The sequence below is a fragment of the Methylobacterium sp. J-059 genome (assembly GCF_022829485.1).
GTDB lineage: Bacteria > Pseudomonadota > Alphaproteobacteria > Rhizobiales > Beijerinckiaceae > Methylobacterium.
In genome coordinates this window covers 1-26,845 of record NZ_JAKSYA010000109.1, presented here as the reverse complement: position 1 = coordinate 26,845, position 26,845 = coordinate 1, and the positions used below count along the sequence as shown (strand labels likewise).

Here is a 26,845-nt window from a genome sequence, read left to right as displayed (position 1 = left end):
GGCCGCGAACGAGGCCGGTCCCGTTTCCGGGGCCGGATTTTCGACATGTTCGGTCGTGCAGCGCGGGGTATGGGATGTCAGCGGCGGACGAGATCCCGGCAGCCGCGCCGGTCATCGAGAACCCGGGGCTGCCCGTGAACGGCAAGGCGAAGAACCGGAAGGACGGGCGGCCTGCTCCCGACGCGGCGCGGATCAAGCGCAAGAGCCGCGACGCGTGGGCTGAGCGCCCCGGTGAGGTCCCGGCTCCGAGCCCCGAAACGGCGGCCGCGAAGCGGCCCGGATCGAAGCCGCCGGGCGCCAAGAGCGTCGGCTGGGCGCTGGTCCAGGCGGCGCGCCTGCATCGCGCCCGCATCGGCGACCGGCTGGCGACGCTCGACCTGTTCGCCGGCCAGGAGCAGGTCGTGCAGGTGCTCGCGGCCTCCGGCACGATGACGATGGGCGACCTCGCCGCGACCTTGCGCGTGCGCCCGCCGACCGCATCGAAGACGATCTCGCGGCTCGCCGCCCTCGGCTTCGTCGAGCGGCGCGCGGAGGCCGGCGACGGCCGCATCGTGCGCGTGCGCCTCACCGAGGCGGGGCTCGCCAAGGCGGAGGCGATCGAGGGCATCTGGGACGCGGTCGAGGCGGAGCTGCTCGCCGGCCTCGACAACAAGGAGCGGCGGCGCCTGCGCAAGCTCCTGCGCAAGGCCGCCAAGGGACTCGCCGAGGCCGGCGGGCTGACCGGGCACGAGACCGAGGCCGATGCGGAGATCGAGGCCGACGAGGACGAAGCCGACGCGCTCGCCCCGATCCCAACACACTGACGCGGCGCCGTTCGGAGCCGCTGAACACGATAGCCGCGGGCGATACGCTGCGGGCACGCCCACGCCCCTCGCCGTCGCCGTCGTGATCGCCGCACGCCTTGCCGGACCCGCCGTCGCCGGCGATGCGATGCCGAGGCGGGTCGGGGCCTGCGCGACGACGGTGATTCCCGCGATCGGGAGGCGCTTCGGCGCTCCGCTGATGAGACCCAAGAGCAAGGCCACCGACGACGGCACCGGCGTCGAGCTTGGAAACGGCGTCCACGGCGTGTCGTACGACTTCGACCCGGCGGTCGCGAACGCGAAGGTCGGCGACCCTAGGGAGACCTGCCCGGTCTCGATCCCGAAGGGCGACGACCGCGGCAAGGTCTTCACGACGACCAACCTGCGCATGCAGGATTTCCGGACGCTCGGCGATTCCCAGCACCTGTGCGGCGGCGCCGGGCCGGACCGCCGCGAGGGCAGGTCCGGCCCGGCGAGCTAGGTCCGCCCCGGCGAGCTAGGTCCGGCCCGGCGACAGCGAGTCGCCTATCGGCCGAGCGGCTGGATGCTGTTGGCGATCGCCTTGAGCTGCGCCGCGTACTTCGTCTCGCCGGCGGGCGAGCCCCAATAGGACAGCATGCCGACCTTGGTCTCCGACAGCACGATGATCGACAGGCTCACCTTGGTCGGGCCGTCCTTGTCGACGCCGTCCCAGCCGAGATCGACCACGTCGAAGCCGTTGATCTTGGCTTCGGACTTCTTCTGCGACTTCGGATCGATCTTCACACCGCTCTCGGCGAAGAACTTCACGCCTTCGACGATGGCGTTCTCGAGGTTCTTAAGGTTCTGCACCTCGAAAGCAACGTAGATCGACGTATCCGGGGACGTCGCCTGGGCACCCTTCTCGATTTCCTCGGGCGACCACGCGTTCGGGAGGTCGATCGTCACGATCGGCTTGGTGTCGGGCAGCTCGAACGGCTTCGCCGACGCGGTGGATGCTGGGTTTGCGAAAAGGAATCCAAGAACCGCCGTCGTCGCAATGATGTTTCTCAAGACAACCTCCCCCGTCGCCGATCGCGGCGCGCGCGAAGAGCCGTGGACGACGTTGCATCGAGAGTCGAGGGGCCTCGGAAGGGTCATGCACCGCCGAGATCGATCCGGCGCGGTCGGCGATCCGCAACCGCTGGCACGAGTCCCGCATGGTGCATGGCGATCCATGCGTGCGCGCCCTCGCGGCGGGCGCCGAAACGACGGATCATCCCGAATGATATGACGGGCGGTTGACCCGGTGCCGTTTTCTTAGGCATCCAAGGGTCGTCGATCCCGCCGAGACCGGTCGCTTCAGGGAGTTGCGTTTGTCGATGTCACGGATCCGGACGTTCGCGGCCGCCGCCGGCCTTGCCCTGGCCTTCGGGATGGCGCCGGCCCAGGCGGCCAACGTCTTCCGCTTCGCCTTCCAGGGCGACATCAAGTCCCTCGATCCGTATTCGCTGAAGGAAAGCTTCACGATCGGCATGCACGCCGCGGTCTATGAGGCGCTGATCACCCGCGACAAGGATCTCAACCTCGCGCCCGGCCTCGCCGAATCGTGGGAGACGCCGGAGCCGACGCGCTGGCGCTTCCACCTGCGCAAGAACGTCAGCTTCCACGACGGCTCGCCCTTCACCGCCGACGACGTGCTGTTCTCCGCCGACCGGGTCCGGGCCGCCGGATCGAGCTTCACCACCAACATCCCGTCTGACGCCAAATTCGTGAAGGTCGACGACCACACCGTCGACATGGTGCTGTCGAAGCCCAACCCGATCGCGGTCTACCAGTTCTCGACCTGGTACATCATGTCGAAGGCCTGGGCGGAGAAGAACAACGCCGTCGCGCCCTCGCCCGTGAGCGCGGCGTCGCCGAGCTACGCCACCCTGCACGAGAACGGCACCGGCCCGTTCGTCATCACCGAGCACCAGCCCGGCGTCCGCACCATCTTCAAGAAGTTCCCCGGCTACTGGGGCAAGGTCGAGTCGAACCTCGACGAGGCGGTGTTCACCACGATCTCGAACGACGCCACCCGCGTCGCGGCCCTGCTCGGCGGCGAGGTCGACTGGATCGACCCGGTGCCGCTGCAGGATCAGCAGCGCGTCAACGCCAGCGGCAACGCCACGGTGATGACCGGGCCGGAGCTGCGCACGATCTTCCTCGGAATGGATCAGGTCCGCGACGAGCTCAAGGACTCGAGCATCAAGGGCAAGAACCCGTTCAAGGACGTGCGCGTGCGCGAGGCGATGTACCTCGCCATCGACGAGGACACGATCGCCAAACGCGTCATGCGCGGGCAGGCGACGCCGACCGCCCTGATGATCGCGCCCTCGCTCTACGCGCGCTCGGCCGAGTTCAAGCGCCCGACGACGGACGCGAAGCGGGCCAAGGCGCTGCTCGCCGAGGCCGGCTACCCGGACGGCTTCACCGTCCCGATGGATTGCCCGAACGATCGCTACGTCAACGACGAGGCGATCTGCCAGGCGGTCGTGTCGATGCTGGCCCGCGTCGGCGTGAAGGTGAACCTCAACGCCCAGCCGAAGGCCAAGTACTTCGCCAAGGTGCTGGCGCCGAACTACGACACCGCGTTCTACCTGCTGGGCTGGACGCCGTCGTCGCAGGACAGCCACAACATCCTCTACGAGATGGTCGGCTGCCGGACCGATCCGAAGTCGAGCCGCGGCGGCTGGAACCTCGGCGGCTACTGCAACACCAAGCTCGACGCCATCGCCGACCAGGTCGAGGGCGAGACCGATCAGGCCAAGCGCGACGCGGAGATCAAGGAGGGCTTCGAGATCCTGCAGAAGGACTGGGCCGTCATCCCGCTGCACCAGCAGGCGCTGGCCTGGGGCGTCTCGAAGACGGTGACGCTGACGCAGCGGCCCGACAACCTCCTGCTGCTCTACTGGGTGTCGAAGAAGCCTTGAGGCGCGGCGTGAACGGTTGACCCGATGCTCGCCTTCATCCTCCGCCGCCTGCTGCAATCGGTCGTGGTCCTGGCCGTCGTCGGGGTGATCGCGTTCTCGATGTTCCGCTTCGCCGGCGACCCGGTGAACCAGATCGTCGGCGTCGACACCCCGGTCTCGGAGCGGGCCGAGATCCGCAGGAACCTCGGGCTCGACGATTCCGTCGCGGTGCAGGCGGCGCGCTACGCCGCCAACGTGCTGCGAGGCGATTTCGGGATCTCGTACCAGTTCCGCCAGCCGGTCTCGCACCTGCTGGCGGAGCGGATGCCCGCGACCCTCGAGCTGGCGCTGTGCGCCACGATCTTCGCCCTCGTCGTCGGGATCCTGATGGGGGTCTACTGCGCGCTGCACCGCGAGACGGCGCTGGCCAAGCTCTTCCTGGCGATCTCGCTCGCCGGCGTCAGCCTGCCGACCTTCCTGATCGGCATCCTGCTGATCTTCCTGTTCTCGGTGACGCTCGGCTGGCTGCCGTCGTTCGGCCGCGGCGACACCGTGCGCCTCGGCTGGTGGACCACCGGCTTCCTCACGGTCCCGGGGCTCCGCGCCCTGATCCTGCCCTCGATCACCCTGGGGCTGTTCCAGATGACCCTGATCATGCGGCTCGTCCGCGCCGAGATGCTGGAGGTGCTGCGCGCCGACTACATCCGCTTCGCCCGGGCGCGCGGCCTCACCACCCGCTCGATCCATTTCGGGCATGCGCTTAAGAACACCCTCGTCCCGGTCATCACCATCGCCGGGCTTCAGCTCGGCTCGGTGATCGCCTTCTCGATCATCACCGAGACGGTGTTCCAGTGGCCGGGCATGGGCCTGCTCTTCGTGCAGGCGGTGCAGAACGTCGACATCCCGATCATGGCCGCCTACCTGCTGCTGGTCGCGGCGATCTTCGTGGCGATCAACCTCGCGGTCGACGTGCTCTACACGATCGTCGACCCGCGCCTGCGGCTGGCGGGGCGCACCGCATGAGCGCCCTCGCCGCGACGCCCTCGCGCTGGGCGCGGTTCCTCGATTCCGACGTCTTCGCGAGCTTCCGCCGCTCGAAGCTGGCGATGGCGGCGCTCGCCGTCACGGTGCTGTTCTTCGCGCTCGCCATCGCCGCGCCGTGGATCTCGCCGCAGAATCCCTACGATCCGGCCGAACTCGACCTGATCAACTCGAACCTGCCGCCGATCTGGTCGGCGGAGGGGCAGGCGCCGTTCCTGATCGGCACCGACGACCAGGGCCGCGACGTGCTCTCGGCCGTCTTCTACGGGCTGCGCCTCTCGCTCGTCGTCGGCCTTCTCGGCGTGCTCGTCTCGGGCGGCCTCGGCCTCGCGCTCGGGCTGATCGCCGGCTACTTCGGCGGCCTCGTCGACACGGTCATCATGCGCGTCGCCGACGTGCAGCTGACCTTCCCGGCGATCCTGATCGCGCTGGTCGTCGACGGCGTGGCGAAGGCCGCGGCCGGCGGCGGCCTCGACACCAACGCGACCATCGGGCTGATCGTCGTCTCGATCGGGTTTTCGTTCTGGGTGCAGTACGCCCGCACCGTCCGTTCCTCGGTGATGGTCGAGAAGAACAAGGACTACGTCCAGGCCGGGCGCCTGATCGGGCTGTCGTCGCCCGTGATCATGGTCCGCCATGTCCTGCCGAACGTGCTGGGACCGGTCTTCGTCATCGCGACGATCAACCTCGCGCTGGCGATCATCACCGAGGCGACGCTGTCGTTCCTCGGGACCGGCCTGCCGGAGACCATGCCGTCGCTGGGCACGCTGATCCGCACCGGCAACCGCTTCCTGTTCTCCGGCGAGTGGTGGATCGTCGCCTTCCCCGGCCTGGCGCTCGCCGGGCTGGTGCTGGCGATCAACCTGCTCGGCGACTGGCTGCGCGACGCGCTGAACCCGAAGCTGCAATGACAGAACCCGTCCTCTCCGTCCGCGACCTGCGCGTCGAGTTCGCGACGCGGCGCGGCATCCTGAAGGCGATCGACGGCGTGTCCTTCGACATCGCCCGCGGCGAGATCCTCGGCGTCGTCGGCGAATCCGGCGCCGGGAAATCGGTGACCGGCGCGGCGGTGATCGGCCTGATCGACCCGCCCGGCCGGATCAGCGGCGGCGAGATCCGGCTCGGCGGCGAACGCATCGACGACCTGCCGCCCGAGCGGCTGCGCCGCATCCGGGGCCGGCGCATCGGCATGATCTTCCAGGACCCGCTGACCAGCCTCAACCCGCTCTACCGCATCGGACGGCAGATCATCGAAACCGTGCAGACGCATACCGACCTCTCAGCCAGGGCCGCGCGGACGCGGGCGATCGACCTGCTCGCCGAGGTCGGCATCCCGGCGCCCGAGCGGCGGATCGACGGCTATCCGCACGAGTTCTCCGGCGGCATGCGCCAGCGCGTGGTGATCGCCCTCGCCCTGGCGGCCGAGCCTGAGCTGATCATCGCCGACGAGCCGACGACGGCGCTCGACGTCTCGGTGCAGGCGCAGATCATCACACTGCTCAAGCGCCTCGGGCGCGATCACGGCACCGCCGTGATGCTGATCACCCATGACATGGGCGTGATCGCCGAGGCGGCCGACCGGGTCGCGGTGATGTATTCCGGCCGCATCGCCGAGATCGGCCCGGTCCGCGCCGTGGTCGGCGACCCTCTGCATCCCTACGCCAAGGGCCTGATGGGCGCGATCCCGACGCTGACGCAGGAGACCGGGCGGCTGGCGCAGATCCCCGGTGCGATGCCGCGCCTGACCGCGATTCCCGCCGGCTGCGCCTTCAACCCGCGCTGCCCGAAGGTGTTCGACCGCTGCCGCGTCGAGCGGCCCGACCCGATCCCGGTGGGCGGGCACCGCGTCGCCTGCCACCTCTACGATCGCGCCGAGGTGGCGGCATGAGCGCGCCCGCGCCGTACGTCGAGGTCGAGGGCCTGCGACGGCTGTTCGACGTGTCGAAGCCGTGGCTCAACCGGATGATCGAGCGGCAGCCGAAGCAGTGGCTGAAGGCGGTCGACGGCGTCGCCTTCACGATCGAGCGCGGCGAGACCTTCGCCCTGGTCGGCGAATCCGGCTCCGGCAAGTCGACAGTCGCGCGCATGGTGGTCGGCCTGCTTCCGCCGAGCGCGGGCGACGTCCGCATCACCGGCGTCTCGATGACCGATCCGGCGCAGAACGCAGCCCGCCGCCGACTGCGGCGACGCATCCAGATGGTGTTCCAGGATCCCTACGCGTCGATGAACCCGCGCTGGCGTGTCGGACGGATCGTCGCCGAGCCGATCCGGGCCTTCGACCTGATCCGGGGCGAGGCGGCGATCGCCGACCGCGTCGGGGAGCTGCTCACGATGGTCGGCCTGCATCCCGACGACCGGGTGAAGTACCCGCACGCCTTCTCCGGCGGGCAGCGCCAGCGCATCGCCATCGCCCGCGCGCTCGCCGCGGAAGCGGAGTTCCTGGTCGGCGACGAGCCGACCTCGGCGCTCGACGTGTCGGTGCAGGCACAGATCCTCAACCTGATGCGCGACCTGCAGGACCGGCTCGGGCTGACCTACCTGTTCATCAGCCACAACCTCGCCGTGGTGCGCCACATGGCGACGCGGATCGGCGTGATGTATCTCGGACGCGTCGTCGAGATCGGCGGCGGGCGCGAGCTGTTCACGCATCCGAAGCATCCCTACACCCGGATGCTGCTCGACGCGGTGCCCGATATCGGCCTGACCGGGCGGCAGCGCACGCCGGTCTCCGGCGAGATCCCCAACCCGATCGACCCGCCGCCGGGCTGCAGCTTCAACCCGCGCTGCCCCTTCGCCAACGACCGCTGCCGGGCCGAGGTGCCGGCGCTGATCGATGGCGTCGCCTGCCACGCCTATCAGGAAGGGCGGCTGACCTGACCGCCTGCCCGATGGAGTTCCGATGACATCCAGCGCGCCGTCCGACATCCTCGAAATGAGCGCGGTCGCGCTGTCCGCCGCGATCCACCGGAAGGCGGTGTCCTGCGTCGAGGTGATGCAAGCCGCGCTCGCGCGGATCGCGCGGCTGAACCCGGCGGTGAACGCGATCGTCGCGCTGCAGGACCCGGGCCGCCTGATCGCGGAAGCCGCGGAGCGCGACGCCCGCCTCGCCCGCGGCGAGAGCGCCGGCCCGCTCCACGGGTTTCCCCTGGCGGTGAAGGACTTCGATGCGGTCCGCGGCCTGCCGTTCACGCAAGGCTCGCCGATCTTCCGCGACCGGATCGCGCCGGCCGACTCGATCATGGCGGGACGGCTTCGCCGCGGCGGCGCCGTGTTCATTGGCAAGACCAACGTCCCGGAATTCGGCCTCGGCTCGCACACCTTCAACCCGGTCTACGGCGCCACCGCCAACGCCTACGACCAGAGCAGGTCCGCGGGCGGCTCGAGCGGCGGCGCCGCGGTATCGGTGGCGTTGCGCATGCAGCCGGTGGCCGACGGCAGCGACCATGCCGGCAGCCTTCGCAACCCGCCGGCCTTCAACAACCTGTTCGGCCTGCGCACCAGCTACGGCCGGATCCCGATCGCCGCGCCGGACGTGTTCACGCCGGGCTTCGGCGTCTCCGGCGCGATCGGCCGCTCGCCGGCCGATATCGGCCTGATGCTGTCGGTTCAGGCCGGCGCCGACCCGCGCGTGCCATTCTCGATCCCGCAGGATCCAGCGATCTTCGCCGAGGACCTGAAGCGCGATTTTTCCGGCACGCGGATCGCGTGGCTCGGCGACCTCGACGGGCAGCTGCCCTTCGATCCCGGGGTGCTGGAATGCGGGGTCGAGGCGCTATCGGCCTTCGAGGCGGTCTGCTGCCGCGTCGAGCACGCCCGGCCCGCCTTCGACATGGAGCGGCTGTGGCAGGACTACGTCCTGCTGCGCGCCTGGATGAATGCGTCGAGCCTCCGCCCGCTCTACGACGACCCGGCGCACCGCGCCCTGCTCAAGCCCGAGGCGATCTGGGAGGTCGAGCGGGGATTGGCCCTCACCGCCGACCAGATCAGGTCGGCGCAGGAGGGCCGCACCGCCTGGTACGAGGCCGTGCTGACCTTCATGGCGCGCTTCGACTTCCTGGTGATGCCGAGCGCGCAGGTGTTCCCGTTCGCGATCGGCCTCGATTGGCCGAAAGAGGTCGGCGGCCGCACGATGGATACCTATCACCGCTGGATGCAGGTGGTGATCCCGGCGACCATGAGCGGCCTGCCCTCCCTGAACGTTCCGGCCGGGTTCGGCCCCGGCGGGCTGCCGACCGGCATCCAGATCGTCGGCCCCAACCAGGACGAGCTGGCTTGCCTGCAGCTCGGCGCCGCCTACGACGCGGCGGCCGGCTGGGTCTCGCGCCGGCCGCCGCCGCTGCTCGGGGCATGATCCCGACCCTTCGACCCGAAGCCCTGCAATCCTGAGACGCACCGGACGCGATCACCCGTTCGGCCGGTTGCAAGCGTTCGTTGCGGCGCGGACACAATCGGGGTTTTTGCGGCCGCGACGGGATGAAACGCGGGCGGAGCGCGGTTCGGCGTGTCTATAAGATCGGCCATGAGCAATGCGGTTCGCCCCTCCTCGAAGCCGCGTGCGGCTTATCTCGCCCTCCCCCTCGCGATCGCCCTCGGCGGATCGGCCCTCGCCGCCGACCTCGGCGCGATCATGCCGCGGGCAGTGCCGACCTTCGCGCAGGTCGATCCCGACACCTGGATCGTGACCCTGACCGGCAACCTCCAGTTCACGCCGCGCTATCCCGGCTCGGAGGACTACACGGTGATCGGCTACCCGGCGATCGACGTGCGCCGCGCCGGCGAGCCGCGCCGCTTCTCCGCGCCGGACGACGGGTTCAGCTTCTCGCTCTACGACAACGCGGTGTTCCGCATCGGCCCGACCGCGCGTTTCGTGCCGGGCCGCTACTACGGCGACGATCGCCGGCACCTGTTCGGTTTCCGCGATGCGCGCTTCGCCGTCGAGCCGGGCCTGTTCATCGAGTTCTACCCGATCCCGTCGATCCGCACGCGGGTGGAAGTCCGGCAGGGCGTGTACGGGCACCACGGCACCGTCGGCTCGGTCGGGGCGGACTACATCCTGCCGGTCGACCGCTTCCAGTTCTCGATCGGACCGCGCCTGAACATCGGCGACGCCTCCTACGCGCGGAAGTACTTCGGCGTCACCGCCGACGAAGCCGCCGTGAACGGTCGCGTCGCCGCCTACGACCCCGGCAGCTTCTTCTCCGCGGGCGTGCTCGGCGCGGTCACCTACACCCAGGACGCGACCTGGGCCTATACCGGCTACGCCGGCTACTCGCGCATCCTCGGCTCCTCCGGCGACAGCCCGCTGGTGCGGCGCCCGTTCGGCAACCCGGACCAGTTCCTGTTCGGCCTGAAGGTCGACTACTCCTTCGCCACGCGGTCCTGGTTCTGAGCGCGCGCCGACCGTCGGCGCGTCCGGCAGACGGCCCCTCCTGCCGCACCGACGTCCGAGGCGGCTCGCCGGCGACAGTGGGCGTCGGCCGGAGCGTCGGGCGCCTGCATCGGGAACCGTGAGGCTCGGCAGCCATGGAGGCCGATCGCCCACGGGCGGTGACTTAGCTTCGCGTCCGCACGCCAAGCTCATCGATCGCCTGCATTGACCCGCAGGCCGGTCTCGGGCGACACGACCCGATGCAATCCTTCTTCCGCGTCACGGCCTGGCTCGTGGTGGCCGCGCTCGTCTTCGTCACCCTGTCGCCGATCGACCTGCGGCCGTCCGTGGCGCCCGCGAACGTCGAGCGCGCGCTCGCCTACGGCGCGCTCGGGATGCTGTTCGCCCTCGCCTATCCGCGCCGATGGCTCGTCGTCCTCGTCGGCGTCGTCGCCCTCGCGGCCATCCTGGAGCTCGGGCAGGGTCTCACCCTGACCCGGCACGGCCGCCTCGCCGATTTCGTCGTCAAGGGCGGCGCGGCGATGCTCGGGACCGGCCTCGCCATCGCCACCACCACGCTCGTGTCGCGCCGCGCACGCTCCTAAAGCGCAGCGGTTAAGCCGCTTGCACCCGGGCGACGCGGCGGGTACAGCACGCCACCCGGTCGAACCGTCCGCCGCCCGCGCGATGCGCGGCGCCGACGCTTGCCGGGCACGGAGGGGTGGCCGAGTGGTTGAAGGCGCACGCCTGGAAAGTGTGTATACCGGAAACGGTATCGCGGGTTCGAATCCCGCTCCCTCCGCCACGGACCGCTGACTTTCGGTTTTTCGCCGTCTCCCGGGGCACGGCGCCCTCGGTCTCGAGCGTCGCTCGACCGTGGCGTTTGTCTCGCATCATACCGGCAATCCACAACGTCTCGGCGGGGCGGGCAGCAACAGCGACGCCGACGACTGGCCGAGCCGTCGCGATGGCATCCTGCCGATGCGCCGGCCCGACGAGGGCTCGTCGGGCCGGCGCATCGGCACGAAATTTCCGGCTTCGGAGGGCCGAGGTGCGCTGGAGCACCCCGAAGCGGCTGCGTCGGGCGCAGGAAACATTCGTGCAACCCGCGGCGCCTACCGTGGGTGCGTTCGATGACCCGACGACGGCGAGGCAGCACAGATGACCATCGCGACCCGGCTCCTGCGTCTTCCCGTCGTCCTCGTGGCCCTGGCCTTCGCCGTCACGCCGCTCGCCAACCCGCTCCTCCTGGCATTGGCCGCCCTCGCGACCGGCCTGCTGCTGGCCTATCGCTGCCTCGCCGACCTGCTGTCGGCGGAGCACGAGTCGACGGTCGGCCAGACGGTGTTCCGCCACTATCTCTGAGCCGGCCCGGTTGCCGCGCGCGGTGGGGATCTCCGAGCGCTACGAGACCGCGGTCAGCTTGTCGGCCATCGATTGCGCCTTGTCCCGGCGCGACGAGAACGCCATCGTGTAGAACACGCGCTGCACGCCGATCTGGCTCAGCCGCTCCTCGCACAGCTCGATCAGCCGGCAGATGTCGGCGAGCTCGCCCTCGATGTTGGTACCGTTGGCATGCATCTCGGCGTCGAGCCCGCTCGTCTCCAGGATCGTCTTGATCTCGCGGACGTAGGGCGAGACCGAGGGGCCGACGCCCATCGGCACGATGCACAGATCTGCAACAACCTTCATGAACTTGTCCTCGGTGGCGGGCGCGGGGTTATGTCCGGCTGCAACGCCCGCTACATAGCGAGCCAGACCGCAGGAAGGCGGCACCGCGCCGTTCTGGCCGAACCGTGCCGCGTTTCCCAGCCCGACCCAACCCCCAACCCAATCGACTGTCGATGGAGATCTCCGTGACCGACCCCAAGCGCCGCGCCTCCCTGGCGGCCGTTGCCGCGGTGGCGCTCGCCTGTTTCGCCGGCGGCGCCGAGGCGGCCCAGTGCGGCAACTCGGCGAGCGGCTTCGAGGCCTGGAAGACCCAGTTCGCCGAGGAAGCCCGCGGCCGGGCGAGCGCCGCGAGCCTCGCCGCCCTGCAGGAGACCTCCTACTCGACGCCGACCATCTCGGCCGACCGCGGCCAGAAGAGCTTCAAGCTCTCGCTCGATCAGTTCCTAGCCAAGCGCGGCGCCACCACCATCGTGTCGCGCGGGCGGGCGCTCAAGCGCCAGAACGCGGCGCTGTTCGCGCAGATCGAGCAGCGCTACGGCGTTCCCCCCGGCCCGCTGCTGGCGATCTGGGGCATGGAGACCGGGTTCGGCGCGGTGCGCGGCAACGTCAACACGCTGTCCGCGGTGGCGACGCTGGCCTACGATTGCCGCCGCTCGGCCTACTTCACCGACCAGCTCTACGCGGCCCTCACCCTGGTCGACCGCGGCCTGATCACGTCCGCCACGCGCGGCGCGGCCCACGGCGAGGTCGGGCATACCCAGTTCCTGCCGAAGAACGTGCTGACCTACGGCACCGGCGACCTCAACAACGTCGGCGCGGCGCTCAGCTCGACGGCGAACTTCCTGAAGGGTCACGGCTGGCAGGCCGGCGCCGGATACCAGCCCGGCGAGCCCAACTTCGCCGCGCTCCAGGGCTGGAACGCCGCCTCGGTGTACCAGCGCGCCATCGCCCTGATGGGCCGGCAGATCGACGGGGACTGACCTCGGCGATCGGACAGGCCGCCACGGCGACGAACCCCGGCCGAGAACGGCCACGATTCGTCGCCGGTTAACCATAAAGCCGCCCCACAAAAACCGGGCGGGCTCATCCATCTCACCGCTCGGCCGATCGGGCCGGGAGGGTGCGGATCGGCCCGCTTGCACGGATACGTCCGGCAGTCGCGGGATCGGATCGACGGCATCCGTTTGGAAACAGGCGGTGCCCACATGGTCGAAGATCCCTCCTCCAGCCCACAGGCGCAACGGTTTCGGTCGAGCGCGAGCCTGCGCCGAGTCGCGCTGAGGGCGGCCTCGGTCGCAGCCGTCGCCGCCCTCGTCTCGGGAAGCGTCGTCCTCGGCGGCCTGCGCACCGCACCGACATCGGACCCCCTCGTCGCCTCGGCCGGCGCCGTGCCCGGCGCGGTCGCTCAGGACCCGGCGCCGACGCTCGGAGCGGAAGCCCGCGCGCGGTGGCGGGAGGCCCTGCTCGAAGCGTTCCCCGACTGGTCCGCCGAGCGCCCGCAGGCGCCGCCGGAGCCGGCGACCCCGTTCGCGCAGCAGGAGCCGGTCCCGCAGGACGCGCCGCCTCCGGGCGCGCCGCCTGCTGCCGAGCCCAACCTGCTGGCGCAGACCGTGCCGCTGCCGGTGCCGCGGCCGCCGGAGTTCCGGCGCCCGATCGGTCCCGAGACGACCCGCCGCGCCGACCGGCAGGCGTCCCGCCGCAGCCGGACGGCGGAGATCCCGGCGCCCGCCCCCGACGATCGCAATTTTTTGGAGAAGTTCTTCGGCATCGAGCGCACCGCGACGCCGGCGTTGGCCTATGCCGCGCTGGAGACGCCCTCCCCCGCGAACCTGCCGCGCCAGCGGATCGTGCCCCCGGCCAACCCCGACCCGGCGGCGGTCGCGATCTACGACATCAGCGCGCGGATCGTGACGCTGCCCAACGGCACCAAGCTCGAGGCGCATTCCGGCCTTGGCGAGATGATGGACGACCCGCGCAACGTCCACGTGCGAATGCGGGGGGCGACGCCGCCCGGCACCTACGACCTCACCGAGCGCGAGGACCTGTTCCACGGCGTCCGCGCGATCCGGCTCACGCCGGTCGGCGGCACCGCCGCGGTCTACGGCCGGGTCGGGCTCCTCGCCCACACCTACATGCTGGGGCCGACAGGGGCCTCGAACGGCTGCGTGTCGTTCAAGGACTACCAGGCCTTCCTGCAGGCCTACCTGCGCGGCGAGGTCCAGCGCCTCGTCGTCGTGCCCGGCCGCGGCCAGGACGCGCCGCCGAGCGTCGCCCAGCAGAACCCCCCGGCTCCGGCCCCGACGCCGGGCCGTTCGGCCCGGCTCGGCAACGACGTGTAGGGGCGCCGCTTCAGAGCGGCACCACGGGGCCCTTCTTCGCCGACAGCCCGTCGATCAGCTTCGGATCGAGCTTGGTGTGGGCCTGGACGAGCGCGTGCGGCGTCAGCGCCATCCACTGGCGCAGGGACAGGTCGGCGTAGCGCGGGCTCTTGAACATCTCGAGGAAGGTCAGCGGCGTGTCGCCGGTGTTCTCGATGTAGTGGCCCATGGCGAACGGCACGTAGCCGACGTCGCCGCCCTGGTAGTCGAAGGTCCGCGCCTTCGACTCCGAGCCGAACACCGTCATCCGCCCCTTGCCGGAGAGGTAGTACTGCCACTCGTCGCCGTTCGGGTGCCAGTGCAATTCCCGCATCGCGCCGGGTTCGAGCTCGACCAGCGCCGCGGCGATCGTCTCCGAGGCCGGGAAGTTGGTCGAATCGGTGATCCGCACCGTTCCGCCCTTCGTGCGGATCGGCTCCTGCGCCAGCATCCGGTGGCTGAACGACTTCGGGATCGGGCCGGCGCCCCCCATTCGGTCGCCCGCCAGCGGGCCGGGCTTCGGGCCGGGGAAGATGTAGAGCTCGCGCTCGGGGATGTTCGCGAAGGCGCTTTCCGGCAGGCCGAAGTTCTTGGCGAGCACCTCCTTCGGGGTGTGCGCCAGCCAGTCGGTGATCAGGAAGGTCGAGTCTTCCGAGAAGCCGCCATCGTCGAACACCAGCAGGAACTCGCAGCCGTCGACGTCGGATTCCAGCGCCTGGATCGAGTGCGGGATGCCGGAGGGGAAGTACCACAGGTCGCCCTCGCCGACGTCGTCCGCGAAGGTCCGCCCGTCCGGATCGATGGCGGTGATCCGGGCACGGCCCTTGATCATGTAGGACCACTCGGCCTCCTTGTGCCAATGCATCTCACGCACAGCGTTGGCCTTCAGGCGCATGTTCACGCCCGCCATCGCCTTCGAGATCGGCAGCTCGCGCACCGTGGTCTGCCGGGCCCAGCCGCCCTCCTCCAGGCGCATGTGGCTGTCGGCGAACGACCATTTCAGGTTCGGCATCGTGCCGTGGTCGGTGGCGGGCGGCGCCACGGTGTAGGGATCCTCGGCCTCGCGGGCGGGGTTGCGCGGCCCGAGGATGTCCGCCCCCTTGCCGTCGCGCTCGGGCATCGGCCCTTCGGCGGCGCGGGCACCGCCGGCGGCGAGCGCGGTGCCGGCGGCGATCAGGGTACGGCGTGAGATGTCGTTCATGCGGCCTGTCAGTGGATGCGATGGGTCCTGCGCCGTCGCCTGGCCCGGGTCCGTCGGTGGATCGTCGGCGTGGCGACGGCGTGCGCGGCAGGACAAGCCGCATGGTTGCGATCCGATCCCGCCATTCCCGGCATGGCTGCAACGCGTGGCGGGCGAACCTGTCCGAACGGTCATCTTCTCGCGATCTCCCGGTCATCCGGGCGGGTGCAGGATGCGGACGACCGAATGATGGAGGGCAGCCCGACCGTGACCGTCCAAGCCCATTCCGCCCCGTCCCGGTCCGCGCTATGGACCGAACCCATGCGGCTCCTGATCATCGAGGACGATCGCGAGGCGGTCTCCTACCTCGTCAAGGCGTTCCGGGAGGCCGGGCACCTCGCCGACCACGCGACCGACGGCCTCGACGGCTACGGCCTCGCCTGCGACGGCGCCTACGACGTGCTGATCGTCGACCGGATGCTGCCGAAGCTCGACGGGCTTTCGCTGATCCGCTCCCTGCGCGAGCAGAGGGTGACGACGCCGGTGCTGATCCTGTCGGCGCTGGGGCAGGTGGACGACCGGGTGAAGGGCCTGCGCGCCGGCGGCGACGACTACCTGCCGAAGCCCTACGCCTTCTCGGAGCTGCTCGCCCGCGTCGAGGTGTTGGCCCGGCGCGGCGGCTCGTCCGCCGCGAGCGCCGAGGCGACCGCCTACCGCGTCGGCGACCTCGAGCTCGACCGGCTCTCCCACCGGGTGACGCGGGCGGGCCAGGACGTCGCCCTGCAGCCGCGCGAGTTCCGGCTGCTGGAGTACCTGATGCGCCATGCCGGCCAGGTCGTGACCCGGACCATGCTCCTGGAGCACGTCTGGGACTATCACTTCGACCCGCAGACCAACGTCATCGACGTGCACGTCTCGCGCCTCAGGGCCAAGCTCGACAAGGGTTTCGGCACGCCGATGATCCACACGATCCGCGGCGCCGGCTACATCCTGCGCGCCGACGAGGCGCGGCCGCCATCATGATGCCCGCGAGGACGGATCGAGCCCGCGCGATCGCCGGCATCCTCGTCCCGTGACGCCGCACGTCCCGACCCCGGACAGCGCCTTCGTCCGCATCCAGAAGCTGTTCCGGACGACGGCGTTCAAGCTGTCGATCGCGTACCTCGTCGTGTTCGCAGCCTGCGCCGGGGTGGCGCTCGGCACCATCGCCTGGAGCGCCCGTCGCGTCCTCGACGACCAGATCGTCTCGACGATCGACGCCGAGATCAACGGGCTCGCCGAGCAGTACAACGGCGGCGGCCTGCGCCGGCTGATCTCCGCGGTCGAGCGAAGGGCGGCCGAGCCCGGCGCCTCGCTCTACCTCGTGACCACGGCCAACGGCGACCACGTGGTCGGCAACGTCGGCGACCTGCCCGCGAGCGTGCTGGCGACGCCGGGACAGGCGGAGACCGTCTACGGCCGCAGCCGCGAGACGCAAGGGCGCGAGACCCATCGCGCGATCGTGCGCATCTTCACGCTGCCCGGCGGCTTCCGGCTGCTCGTCGGCCGCGACGTCGAGGAGCGCGACCGCCTGCGCGGGGTGATCGCCAGCACCTTCGGCACCTCGCTCGCGGTCGTGGTGCTGCTCGGCGTGATCGGCGGCTGGGTGGTCGCCGGCCGGGTCCTCAAGCGGGTCGACGCGATGACCGAGACCGCCGGCACCATCATGGCGGGCGATCTCGGCCGCCGCCTGCCGGTCGCGGGCAACGGCGACGAGCTCGATCGCCTCGCCCAGAATCTGAACCTGATGCTGGAGCGGATCGGCGAGCTGATGCGCGGCCTGCGGGAGGTCTCCGACAACATCGCCCACGACTTGAAGACGCCGCTGACGCGCCTGCGCAACCGCGCGGACGAGGCGCTTCGCGGCGAGCGCTCGCCGGACGCCCTGCGCGCGGCGCTGGACGGGGTGATCGAGGACAGCGACGGCCTGATCCGGGTGTTCAACGCGCTCCTGATGATCGCGCGGCTCGAGGCGGGCAACGCCCGCGAGATGATGGCGCCGTTCGATCTCGGACCGTCCGTGCGGGCGATCGGCGAGCTCTACGAGGCGCTGGCCGAGGAGCGCGGCCAGCGCCTCGACGTGTCGGCGCCGGACGGCCTGATCGTCGACGGCAACCGCGAGCTGGCGGGGCAGGCGCTCGCCAACCTCCTGGACAACGCGATCAAGTACGGCGCCGAGGCCCGCGGCGGGTCGCCGGGCGGGATCGTGATGGCGGCGTCGCGGATCGGTGCGGAGATCGTCGTCACGGTGGCCGATCGCGGCCCGGGCATCCCGGAAGCCGAGCGCGGGCGCGTCCTCGACCGCTTCGTGCGCCTGGAGGACGCCCGATCGGCACCGGGCTTCGGCCTGGGCCTGAGCCTCGTCGCCGCCGTCGTGCGCCTGCATCAGGGGCGCCTGACGCTGGAGGACAACGCGCCCGGCCTGCGCGTGGCGATCGCCCTGCCGGCGGCGGGCGCCGCGAACCGGCAGAGCCCGGACGCTCCGTCGGAGGGCGGGGTCTGATCGCGACGGCGACCTTCGCCGGCCGGGACAGGGCGGCCTGCGCGACGAAGCGCGGATCGGCCGACCGCGGCGACCGTCACCCGCCGGTGCGTCGGCCAGCGACCGGCACGATGGCGGGCTGCGCGTTCTCAGCTCTCGGCGGTCGCTTCGTCGGTCTCCGAAGCCGCCTCGTCCTCGGACGCGTCCTCGTTCTCGAGTTCCGCATCGGCCTCCGCATCCGCGTCGGCGGACGTCGCCTTGGCGATGCTGATGAAGTCGCCCCGGCGGATCGCCTCGCCGCCCGAGGCCATGGTGCTGAGGTAAGCGTTCAGCGTGGCCGGCGCGACGTCGGGCAGGCGCTGCGCGATCTGGGCGGTGGACAGGCCCTGCGGGCCGGCGCTTTCCAGGAGGGCGCGGAGCCGGCCCTTCGCCGAGTTCGCCCGGGGCCCGCGCGGGCCGCGCGTCGAGGTCTGGCCGGGCGTCGCGACGCGCTCGGTGCTCCTTCGGGCCGGGCCATCGCCGAGCGACACGGCGGCGTCGAGCGGCGTGTTGTCGACGATCGACCGCAGCGCCCCCTCGGCCATCTGCAGCTTTGCCAGCTCGGTCCCGATCCGCTCGTACTCGGCCTGAAGGAGATCACGGCGCTGGCTGATTTCCGCAAGTGCCTTCGTGATGGTGTGATCTTCTGCCATGGCCGCCTCTACTCTCGAATGGGGGCCATAACTCATAGGCGCCAAGACGGGTCAAGACCGGCAAGGGCATTGCCATCTGTACGTCAGGAAAACCGCCCTGCGGATGCCGACGCCCTGGCCTGAGGCCGCGGACCGGGTAAGACACGATCGCCGGGCCGCTGCGACGAGCCCGGCGCTGGAACGCATGCGATGACCGAAGACCCAGCCGCCGGCCCCCACGTCTCGATCGACGCGATCGCCGCGCGCTTCGAGCGCTGCGCCGCCACCATCGGGGTCGTCGGGCTCGGCTATGTCGGCCTGCCGCTCTGCCTCGCGGCGACGGAGGCCGGCTTCGCCGTCGTCGGCTTCGACATCGACGCCGACAAGCCGGCGATGCTGATGCGCGGCGAGACCTATCTTGAGCACATTCCGGCGCCGGCGGTGGCGGCGATGGCGGGAAGCGGCCGCTTCCGCGCCACGACCGATTTCGACAACCTGGCGCAGGTCGACGCGATCCTGATCTGCGTTCCGACGCCGCTCACCCGGCAGCGCGAGCCCGACCTGTCGTTTGTGCGCACGACCACGCAGGAGATCGCGAAGCGCTTGCGGCCGGGGCAGCTGGTCGTGCTCGAATCCACCACCTGGCCGGGAACGACCGATCAGGTCGTGCGACCGCTGCTCGAGGCGCTCACCGGCTATCGCAGCGGATCGGACTTCTTCCTCGCCTTCTCGCCCGAGCGCGAGGATCCCGGCAACCGCGCCTTCAGCACCGCGACGATCCCGAAGATCGTCGGCGGCGACGGCCCCGCGGCGGCGCGGCTCGCCGAGGCGCTCTATGCGCCGTTCGTCGCCCGCACGGTGATGGTGTCGTCCACCGCGACGGCGGAGGCGACGAAGCTGACGGAGAACATCTTCCGCGCCGTCAACATCGCCCTAGTCAACGAGCTGAAGGTGATCTTCGACGCGATGGGGATCGATGTCTGGGAGGTCATCGAGGCGGCCAAGACCAAGCCGTTCGGCTTCACCCCGTTCTATCCGGGCCCCGGCCTCGGCGGGCACTGCATCCCGATCGATCCGTTCTACCTCACGTGGAAGGCGCGCGAGTTCGGGATCGCGACGAAGTTCATCGAGCTCGCCGGCGAAATCAACCAGCAGATGCCGGGCTTCGTGCTCGACAAGCTGATCCGCGCGCTCGACACCCACGCCGGACGCGGCCTGTCGGGCAGCCGGATCCTGATCGTCGGCCTGGCCTACAAGAAGAACATCTCCGACATCCGCGAGAGCCCGGCGCTCAGGCTCTGGTCGATGCTGGAGGCGCGCGGCGCGCGGGTCGCCTACCACGATCCGTTCGTGCCCGCGGTTCCCGCGACGCGGGAATACAGGACGCTACAGGGCGCGAGATCGGTCGCGCTGACGGACGGGACGCCGGCATCGTTCGACGCCGTGCTGATCGTGACCGACCACGACGCGGTCGATTACCCCGCGATCTGCGGGAGCGCGCGGATCGTCGTCGATTGCCGCAACGCGCTTCGCAGCCGCGGGCTGACCGCGAAGATCGTGATCTCGGCGTGATGGCGGCGCGGTCTTCCCTCCCTCCTTTGCGGGGGGGAAACGCACCCGACCTTCCGGTTCGATCCGACCTCTTAAGTCAGATACGCCTTCAGGTTCCGGCGGATGCGGTCGAGCGGCACCTCGGCCTGGTCCGGCAGGGTGAACGTGGCGCCGGTGATCGTCTCGTAGGCGTTGATGTAGACGGCCGCCGTCTCCAGCACGATCTCGGCCGGGATTTCCGGGATCGGGTCGTTGTAGGGGTCGCAGCGCGCCACCACCCAGTTGCGGACGAAATCCTTGTCGAAGCTCTCCGGGGCCGCGCCGGCGGCGAAGCGCTCGGGATAGGTCTTCGCGAACCAGTAGCGGCTGCTGTCGGGGGTATGGATCTCGTCGGCGAGCACGATGCGGCCGTCGGCGTCGGTGCCGAACTCGTACTTGGTGTCGGCGAGGATCAGCCCGCGCCGCGCCGCGAGGTCCTGGCCGCGGGCGAACAGCGCGAGCGCCGTCTCCGACACGGTCCGCCACTGCGCCGGCGTGAGCAGGCCCTGGCCCAGGATCGCGTCGGCAGTCAGCGGCGCGTCATGGGCACCGTCGGCGGCCTTGGTGGTCGGGGTGATGATCGCCTGCGGCAGCCGCTCGTTCGGGCGCATCCCGTCCGGCAGGGTATGGCCGTACATCGTGCGCGCGCCGGCCTTGTACTGCGTCAAGATCGAGGTCGCAGTGCTGCCGGCGAGGTAGCCCCGCACCACGATCTCCACCGGCAGGATGTCGAGGCGTTGCCCGACGAGCACGTTCGGGTCGGGATAGGCGAGGACGTGGTTCGGGCAGAGGTCGGCGGTCGCCTCGAACCAGTAGCGGGCGGTCTGCGTCAGCACCTGGCCCTTGAAGGGGATCGCGGCGAGCGCCCGATCGAAGGCGCTGATCCGGTCGCTGCTGATCAGGATGCGGCGCCCGTCCGGCAGGTCGTAGTTGTCGCGCACCTTGCCGCGATAATGGTTCGGCCATTCCGGCAGCGTCGCGTCCTCGAGGACTTGGTGGGCGTGCGGGGCGAGGGATGCCGTGTCCAAACCGGGTTGCTCCATCAGGCTGCGCGGATGACCGGACGCGGTGTGAACCAGCGCACGCGGCGTGACCAGCCCCCGCCTCCGATGTGGGGCGCGAGCCTTGCAGGACGGCGCCGCCCATGAAACCGCTCCGACCTGCGCGCGGTCCGCAGGTCCGGCTCGATCCGACGAACGTGAAGCGAGGGATTTTCGACGTGTCCCACACCCATCGGCCGCCGCGCATCTTCGAGACCGTCGAGGGGCGCCGCCTCGCCGAGACGCGGACCGACCCCGCCTGGCGCCTGTGGGGGCCGTATCTCAGCGATCGGCAATGGGGCACGGTGCGGGAGGATTACAGCGCCGACGGCGAGGCCTGGGACTACCTGCCCCACGACCATGCCCGCTCGCGCGCCTATCGCTGGGGCGAGGACGGCATCGGCGGCTTCGCCGACAAGGACCTGAACTGGTGCCTGTCGCTCGCCCTATGGAACGGCCGCGACCCGATCCTCAAGGAACGCCTATTCGGCCTGACCAATGCCGAGGGCAATCACGGCGAAGACGTCAAGGAGCTGTACTACTACCTCGACGGCGTCCCGACCCACGCTTACATGCGGATGCTGTACAAGTACCCGCACGACGCGTTTCCGTATTCTCGCCTGACCGAGGAGAACGCGCGCCGCGGCCTCGACGACCGCGAGTTCGAGCTGATCGATACCGGCCTGTTCGACGCGGGCCGCTACTGCGACGTCACCATCGAGTACGCCAAGGCGGGGCCCGACGACGTGCTGATGCGGGTGACCGCGATCAACCGCGGCCCGGATGAAGCGACGCTGGCGCTGCTGCCGCAGCTGTTCTCGCGCAACACGTGGTCGTGGGCGAACGGCCCGCGCCCCGACCTGCGGCTCGCCGCCGACGGCACCGTGCTCGCCGTCCACCATGCCATGCCGGCGATGCGGCTCCATGCCGACGGGGCACCGGAATGGCTGTTCTGCGAGAACGAGACCAACGCCCACCGCCTGTTCGGCGCGCCGCAATCCGGATACCCGAAGGACGGAATCGGCCGTCGCGTGGTCGACGGGGAGATGGACGCGGTCAATCCTGACCGGTCCGGCACCAAATGCGCCGGCGTGCACCGGCTGACCATCGCGCCGGGCGGCGAGCAAAGCGTGCGCCTGCGCTTCCGCATCGCGGAGGCGTCCGGCGACGCCTTCGCCGACTTCGACGCGGTGTTTTCCGCCCGCATCGCCGAGGCCGACGCATTCTACGCCGCGTTGCAGGCCGACATCGCGGATGCCGACCGCCGGGCGGTCCAGCGCCAGGCCCTGGCCGGGATGCTGTGGTCGAAGCAGCTCTACCATTACGACGTGCGCGAGTGGCTCGACGGCGACCCGGCCCAGCCGGCCCCGCCCGAGACGCGCAAGGCCGGCCGCAACGCCGATTGGCGCCACGTGCGGGCGCACGACATCATCTCGATGCCGGATGCCTGGGAATACCCGTGGTTCGCCTCCTGGGACCTCGCGCTCCAGAGCCTCGTCTTCGCGACGATCGACCCCTATTTCGCCAAGGGGCAGATCCTGCTGCTGCTCGACGACGCCTACGGCCACCCCAATGCCGAGGTGCCGGCCTACGAGTGGAACTTCTCCGATGCCAATCCGCCGCTGCACGCCTTCGCCGCGTGGCGGGTGTTCTCCCTCGACCAGGCGCTGACCGGGCGGCCGGACCACGACTTCCTGCTCCGGGTGTTCAACAAGCTGACGATGAATTTCACCTGGTGGGTGAACCGCAAGGACGCATCCGGGCGCAACCTGTTCCAGGGCGGCTTCCTCGGGCTCGACAACATCGGCCTGTTCGACCGCTCGAAGCCGATCGCGGGCGGGGCGCTGACGCAGTCGGACGCGACCGCCTGGATGGCGATGAACGCGCTCGAGCTGATGCGGATTGCGGTGGAGCTTGCGCTGCGCGATCCCGCCTACGAGGACATGGCGGAAAAGTTCTTCGAGCATTTCCTGCTGATCGCCGATGCCGCCGCGCGCAGGGGCGGCCTCTGGGACGAGGCTGACCAGTTCTTCTACGACGTGATCGAGACGCCGGGCGGCGAGCGCATCCCGATCCGCGCCCGCACCCTCGTCGGGTTGATCCCGATCTGCGCGGTCGCCGTGCTGCGCGAGACCGACCTGGTGAAGCTGCCCGGGCTGCAGAAGCGGCTGCGCTTCTTCCTGGAGAACCGGCCCGACCTCGCATCCCTGGTCTCGCGCTGGCAGGAGCCGGGCGAAGGCGGCACGGCCCTGCTGTCGCTGCTGCGCGGCCATCGCCTCAAGGCGCTGCTGCGGCGGATGCTCGACGAAGGCGAGTTCCTGTCGCCGCACGGTATCCGCGGCGTCTCCAAGGTCTACGAGCGCACGCCGTTCCACTTCGTCTGGGACGGGGCCGACCTGACCCTGCCCTACGAGCCGGCCGAGTCGCGGACGCGGCTGTTCGGCGGGAACTCGAACTGGCGCGGGCCGATCTGGCTGCCGATCAACTACCTGCTGATCGACGGCCTGCGCCGGTTCCACCGCTATTACGGGCCCGACTTCCGGGTCGAGGCCCCGACCGGCTCAGGGACCTTCCTGTCGCTGCAGGAGATCGCCGACGAGCTGGCGAACCGCATGATCGGGCTCTCGACCCGCGGGCCGGACGGGACGCGCCCGTTCCAGGCGACGAGCAGGCTGGAGCAGGAGGACCCGCATTTCCGCGACCACGTGCTCTGCTACGAGTACTACCACGGCGACACGGGCCGGGGCCTCGGCGCCTCGCATCAAACCGGCTGGTCGGGCCTGGTTGCGCTGCTGATCCAGCAATGCGCGCTCGGTCCGATCCACGCGCTGTCGCCCTCGGGCGCCTCGTGACTACTGGGTGAGCCGCAGCGTGCCGATGCTGGCCGCGATCTGGTTGAAGGCCGAGATGAGGCTGTTCGAATCGTTGGCGACGAACGATTGGGACGCCGTCGTCGCGCAGTCGCTCAACAACTTCAGGCCCTGCGGATCGATGGGATCCGACGGGACGCTGAAACCGATCGTGTAGATCGAGATGCCCGTGGCTTTCGCGTTCCTGCAAGCCGACGCGGTCAACGCGTCGACGGCATCGCGTGCGCTGTCGGCATCGTTCACGGTCGGCGTGCCCGGGACGAGCCTCGATGCCGGTCCGGTGCCGTCGACGTTTTTGACGTAGCCGGCAGCGAAGTACAGCGAGCCGTTGGAGGAGGACCCATTCGTCGCCCAGCTGTTCGCGCCGTCCGTCATCAGGATGATGATCTTGTTGACGGTGCTCGACGAGTAAGCGGCGCCGTCCGCGAAGACGCTGATCGGAGACAGCGTACGCCACCCCCACATCATGCCCTCGTGAATGTTCGTCGAGCCGAGGGCGGTCATGCCGCTGATCGTCGTCTTCAGCACCGAGGTGTCGCTGGTCAGGCGTTGGAGCGGCTGCGTCGTACAGCCGAAGTTCGGCCCGTTCGGCACCTTCGTTGAGGAATTGGAATTCGTCGGCGAGGCGTTCTTCGGGCTGACGTACTTGCATGCCCGACCCTCCGTATCGAAGAACGACGCATTGGACTGGCTCTGACAGGATGAGCTCGACGTCGAGTCGTCGATGTAGCTGTTGTAGCTGCGACTGCCATTGTAGTCGCGATAGCCGGTACCGCCATTGCCCGGCTCATCGGGCGCGAACATCGGGACGTAGTAGGAATCGGCATTCGAGCTCGATGGCGCGCCATCCTGCACGTTCAGCGGATAGGGCAAGGTCTCCAAGCACCCGCCCCAACCCCAACCGGAATAAGCGGCCTGCAATTTGGTGAAGATATCGAAACGGTTGGTGAAACCGGACCCCGCCGGGGAAAGCACGTTGTCCCAATGGTAGGAGGATCTTGCGTTCTGATCGATCCAGGTCGCGTAGCGGTAGGCCGTGGGATTCAAGGCGACCGAGGCCGCGAACGGTACGATCGAGATCTTGGTTCCCGTCGCGAAAGCGGTGTTCGTGTAGACGTAGTTGACGAAGTTCGTCGCCGCCGTCTGCACCGCCTGGAGCTTGCTCTGGCCGCCGCTCGATTCCGCCATCGAGCCGGTGTTGTCGAGCACCAGGGCAATCTCGAAGGTCTTGGGCACCGGGGTGGCGCAGCGCGCCGACCCGCCCGGGCGCGGGGCCGTCACGCCCGTGATGCGGCTGTAGAAGACCGGCGAGACCATGTGCGTGGTCAGGGTGATCTGGCGCGGGTTCGCCGTCACCGCCAGCGGGTCGACCGTGAGGCCGGTCGCGCCCATGTAGCCCGTCATCATCGCGACGGCCTGGGCCTGGAGAGCCAGGTTCGTCGTCGCCATCGGCGTCTGGCACAAAGCGAGGGCGGTGGCGTCGGTCGCGGCCTGGAGCTTGGTCTCCATGTAGGTGGCGAAGCCGTAATCGATCGCGGCGCCGGTGAAGCCGAGGAGCGGCAGCGCGAGCAGCCCGAACAGCAGGACGACGTTGCCGTCGCGCTGCCGCGCGAAGCGGCCGAGATGTCGGCGCATCGAGATCCTTCGAGGTGTCGAGCGGGCCGGGGTCACGGGCATGCTGCGCCTCCCGGCATCCAGACTTCGGTGTAGGTGGATTTGGCGGGCTGCCCGCCGCGCGCCGGCCAGGGCATGCTGGATTTGAGCGTGATCGTGCTCGTGGCGCCGTTGACGAGCTTGACCAGCGCCGAGCCGAGCATCGGCGTGTAGGGCATGCTCACCTCGGTGAGGACGTAGCGGACCCCGTTGGTGCGGAATCCGGTCGGCACGGTGAGGTCGGAGGCGGCGCCCGTGGCGCGGGGCGACGCGTTGGCGTTGGCGGTGCTGGAACAGACCCGCGGGATCAGGTTGAGGTTCGTGAGGTCGACCGCCATCGCGCTCACCACGATCTTCACGCCGCTGGCGTCGAACGGCTTCAGCACCAGGGTCGAGGTGGCGAGGATGTCGCGCATCAGCGACGCGTCGATCGGGTTCTGGGCGTCGCCCTGCGCAGTCAGGTCGGACACCGTCCGGGCGAGCTGCGTGACCTTCCGCCAGTTGTCGACCGCGTGGGCGTACTCCGAAAGGCCCACGAAGATCGCGAGCAGCACGGGCAGGATCAACGCGAACTCGATCGCGGAGACGCCGCCGGACGCGCGTGCGAACCGGGCGAAGGCCCGCTCGGACGCGCCTGAGCTATGAAGAGGGGAACACCGCACCATCCCGGCCCTCAGCATCCGGTCGAGGCGGTGGTCTGGTACGGCTCGGTGCGGAACACGGCCGTGGACTGCAGCAGATGCGTCCCGTCGGCGAAGCTCATCTGGGCGAGGTCGAGCAGGCTGAAGAACACCGGCACCTTCACGGCCGCGGTGACGACGACGATCGATCCCGGCTTCGCGCAGGCGTAGCTCGTCCCGAAGCCGTTGTTCCAGGTCCTCGTGGTGGCGTTCATCGGCGTCGCGCTCGACCCGGCCGCGAACGAGCTCGCCAGCGACACGTCGATCTTCACGCTCGAGCAGTCGAACAACGTGAAGGCCCGGTTGGCGCCGGTTCCGCACATCGCGTCGTTGAGCTTCTGCAGCAGGACCGCCGCGCTGGTCGTCCCGCTGTTGGCGATCTGGAACTGGCCGGTGAACAGGCCGCGCACCGCGTTCTGGACGGTGCGGTCGAAGTTCTGGCCGGCCCAGATCACGAACGCGATCTGGATGATCGCGCCGACCAGCGC

The 26,845-nt window shown here is 69.9% G+C and carries 25 protein-coding genes and 1 tRNA gene; 18 read left to right on the top strand and 8 right to left on the bottom strand.

From position 1 onward, the window contains the following. Positions 1–74 precede the first annotated feature (74 nt). Both MKK55_RS13755 and MKK55_RS13750 read left to right on the top strand, forming a co-directional pair. A complete protein-coding gene (locus MKK55_RS13755) occupies positions 75–803 on the top strand; it encodes a MarR family winged helix-turn-helix transcriptional regulator (RefSeq protein ID WP_243935276.1) in 729 nt (242 codons plus the stop codon). A gap of 199 nt (positions 804–1,002) precedes the next feature. Further along, positions 1,003–1,284 carry a hypothetical protein gene (locus MKK55_RS13750; protein WP_243935274.1) on the top strand — a complete coding sequence of 94 codons (282 nt, stop codon included), beginning with the start codon at positions 1,003–1,005 and terminating at the stop codon, positions 1,282–1,284. Positions 1,285–1,328: 44 nt separating this feature from the next. Here MKK55_RS13750 and MKK55_RS13745 read toward each other — a convergent pair whose 3' ends face one another. Further along, entirely contained in the window at positions 1,329–1,835 is a 507-nt protein-coding gene (locus tag MKK55_RS13745) for a hypothetical protein (RefSeq protein ID WP_147725565.1), read from the bottom strand. 308 nt (positions 1,836–2,143) lie between these two features. Here MKK55_RS13745 and MKK55_RS13740 point away from each other — a divergent pair, with 308 nt between their 5' ends. The 10 genes from MKK55_RS13740 (at position 2,144) to MKK55_RS13695 (ending at position 11,489) form a co-directional block, all read left to right on the top strand. Then, entirely contained in the window at positions 2,144–3,736 is a 1,593-nt protein-coding gene (locus MKK55_RS13740) for an ABC transporter substrate-binding protein (RefSeq protein WP_243935273.1), read from the top strand. 24 nt (positions 3,737–3,760) lie between these two features. Beyond that, on the top strand, positions 3,761–4,738 hold the full coding sequence (locus tag MKK55_RS13735) for an ABC transporter permease (protein WP_243935272.1): 978 nt from the start codon (positions 3,761–3,763) through the stop codon (positions 4,736–4,738). Beyond that, positions 4,735–5,667 (top strand): ABC transporter permease, encoded by a 933-nt coding sequence (locus MKK55_RS13730; RefSeq protein ID WP_243935271.1) that lies wholly within the window; start codon positions 4,735–4,737, stop codon positions 5,665–5,667. Before MKK55_RS13735 ends, MKK55_RS13730 begins: the two co-directional genes overlap by 4 nt. Further along, the gene (locus MKK55_RS13725) at positions 5,664–6,644 is read left to right on the top strand and encodes an ABC transporter ATP-binding protein (RefSeq protein ID WP_147858105.1); all 981 of its coding nucleotides are present in this window, start codon (positions 5,664–5,666) and stop codon (positions 6,642–6,644) included. Before MKK55_RS13730 ends, MKK55_RS13725 begins: the two co-directional genes overlap by 4 nt. Then, positions 6,641–7,633, top strand: a complete 993-nt coding sequence (locus MKK55_RS13720) for an ABC transporter ATP-binding protein (protein ID WP_243935269.1) — start codon at positions 6,641–6,643, stop codon at positions 7,631–7,633. Before MKK55_RS13725 ends, MKK55_RS13720 begins: the two co-directional genes overlap by 4 nt. Positions 7,634–7,655: 22 nt before the next feature. Then, the gene (locus MKK55_RS13715; protein WP_243935267.1) at positions 7,656–9,107 is read left to right on the top strand and encodes an amidase; all 1,452 of its coding nucleotides are present in this window, start codon (positions 7,656–7,658) and stop codon (positions 9,105–9,107) included. Between the two features lie 168 nt (positions 9,108–9,275). Beyond that, entirely contained in the window at positions 9,276–10,145 is an 870-nt protein-coding gene (locus MKK55_RS13710) for a MipA/OmpV family protein (RefSeq protein WP_243935265.1), read from the top strand. Positions 10,146–10,384: 239 nt separating this feature from the next. Beyond that, positions 10,385–10,729, top strand: a complete 345-nt coding sequence (locus tag MKK55_RS13705; RefSeq protein WP_147841394.1) for a hypothetical protein — start codon at positions 10,385–10,387, stop codon at positions 10,727–10,729. 110 nt (positions 10,730–10,839) lie between these two features. Next, positions 10,840–10,929 (top strand) — tRNA-Ser (locus tag MKK55_RS13700). A gap of 356 nt (positions 10,930–11,285) precedes the next feature. Further along, the gene (locus MKK55_RS13695; RefSeq protein ID WP_147725574.1) at positions 11,286–11,489 is read left to right on the top strand and encodes a hypothetical protein; all 204 of its coding nucleotides are present in this window, start codon (positions 11,286–11,288) and stop codon (positions 11,487–11,489) included. A gap of 39 nt (positions 11,490–11,528) precedes the next feature. Here MKK55_RS13695 and MKK55_RS13690 read toward each other — a convergent pair whose 3' ends face one another. Beyond that, a complete protein-coding gene (locus MKK55_RS13690) occupies positions 11,529–11,816 on the bottom strand; it encodes an MTH1187 family thiamine-binding protein (protein ID WP_147725575.1) in 288 nt (95 codons plus the stop codon). A 164-nt stretch (positions 11,817–11,980) separates the two neighbouring features. Between MKK55_RS13690 and MKK55_RS13685 the strand changes: the two genes are divergently transcribed. Together MKK55_RS13685 and MKK55_RS13680 are read left to right on the top strand one after the other, a co-directional pair. Further along, positions 11,981–12,775, top strand: a complete 795-nt coding sequence (locus MKK55_RS13685; RefSeq protein ID WP_405042327.1) for a lytic transglycosylase domain-containing protein — start codon at positions 11,981–11,983, stop codon at positions 12,773–12,775. A gap of 225 nt (positions 12,776–13,000) precedes the next feature. Continuing rightward, positions 13,001–14,134 (top strand): DUF2778 domain-containing protein, encoded by a 1,134-nt coding sequence (locus MKK55_RS13680; protein ID WP_243935264.1) that lies wholly within the window; start codon positions 13,001–13,003, stop codon positions 14,132–14,134. Between the two features lie 10 nt (positions 14,135–14,144). Here MKK55_RS13680 and MKK55_RS13675 read toward each other — a convergent pair whose 3' ends face one another. Next, positions 14,145–15,353 carry an oxalate decarboxylase family bicupin gene (locus MKK55_RS13675; protein ID WP_279596175.1) on the bottom strand — a complete coding sequence of 403 codons (1,209 nt, stop codon included), beginning with the start codon at positions 15,351–15,353 and terminating at the stop codon, positions 14,145–14,147. A 300-nt stretch (positions 15,354–15,653) separates the two neighbouring features. On the opposite strand from MKK55_RS13675, the gene MKK55_RS13670 reads away from it, so the two are divergent. Beyond that, the gene (locus tag MKK55_RS13670; protein WP_243935262.1) at positions 15,654–16,355 is read left to right on the top strand and encodes a response regulator transcription factor; all 702 of its coding nucleotides are present in this window, start codon (positions 15,654–15,656) and stop codon (positions 16,353–16,355) included. 49 nt (positions 16,356–16,404) lie between these two features. Next, on the top strand, positions 16,405–17,874 hold the full coding sequence (locus tag MKK55_RS13665; protein ID WP_243935260.1) for a sensor histidine kinase: 1,470 nt from the start codon (positions 16,405–16,407) through the stop codon (positions 17,872–17,874). A gap of 128 nt (positions 17,875–18,002) precedes the next feature. Here the strand turns inward: MKK55_RS13665 and MKK55_RS13660 are convergent, their stop codons facing one another. Continuing rightward, on the bottom strand, positions 18,003–18,545 hold the full coding sequence (locus MKK55_RS13660) for a hypothetical protein (protein WP_243935257.1): 543 nt from the start codon (positions 18,543–18,545) through the stop codon (positions 18,003–18,005). A gap of 189 nt (positions 18,546–18,734) precedes the next feature. On the opposite strand from MKK55_RS13660, the gene MKK55_RS13655 reads away from it, so the two are divergent. Further along, complete coding sequence (locus MKK55_RS13655) at positions 18,735–20,096, top strand: nucleotide sugar dehydrogenase (protein ID WP_243935255.1); 1,362 nt, start codon at positions 18,735–18,737, stop codon at positions 20,094–20,096. A gap of 71 nt (positions 20,097–20,167) precedes the next feature. On the opposite strand, the gene MKK55_RS13650 is transcribed toward MKK55_RS13655, so the two are convergent. Beyond that, positions 20,168–21,142 carry a phosphoribosylaminoimidazolesuccinocarboxamide synthase gene (locus tag MKK55_RS13650; protein WP_243935253.1) on the bottom strand — a complete coding sequence of 325 codons (975 nt, stop codon included), beginning with the start codon at positions 21,140–21,142 and terminating at the stop codon, positions 20,168–20,170. Positions 21,143–21,333: 191 nt separating this feature from the next. Between MKK55_RS13650 and MKK55_RS13645 the strand changes: the two genes are divergently transcribed. Continuing rightward, entirely contained in the window at positions 21,334–24,006 is a 2,673-nt protein-coding gene (locus MKK55_RS13645; RefSeq protein WP_243935252.1) for an MGH1-like glycoside hydrolase domain-containing protein, read from the top strand. Here MKK55_RS13645 and MKK55_RS13640 read toward each other — a convergent pair whose 3' ends face one another. From MKK55_RS13640 to MKK55_RS13630, 3 genes are all read right to left on the bottom strand, one after another. Further along, positions 24,007–25,659, bottom strand: coding sequence for a pilus assembly protein TadG-related protein (locus tag MKK55_RS13640; RefSeq protein ID WP_243935250.1), 1,653 nt, complete (start codon positions 25,657–25,659; stop codon positions 24,007–24,009). It abuts the gene before it with no gap. A gap of 32 nt (positions 25,660–25,691) precedes the next feature. Beyond that, positions 25,692–26,342: a TadE/TadG family type IV pilus assembly protein gene (locus MKK55_RS13635; RefSeq protein WP_243935249.1), complete on the bottom strand. Its 651-nt coding sequence runs from the start codon at positions 26,340–26,342 to the stop codon at positions 25,692–25,694. Positions 26,343–26,350: 8 nt separating this feature from the next. Continuing rightward, positions 26,351–26,845: pilus assembly protein (locus tag MKK55_RS13630; protein ID WP_243935247.1), on the bottom strand; the 495-nt coding region annotated here is incomplete at its 5' end.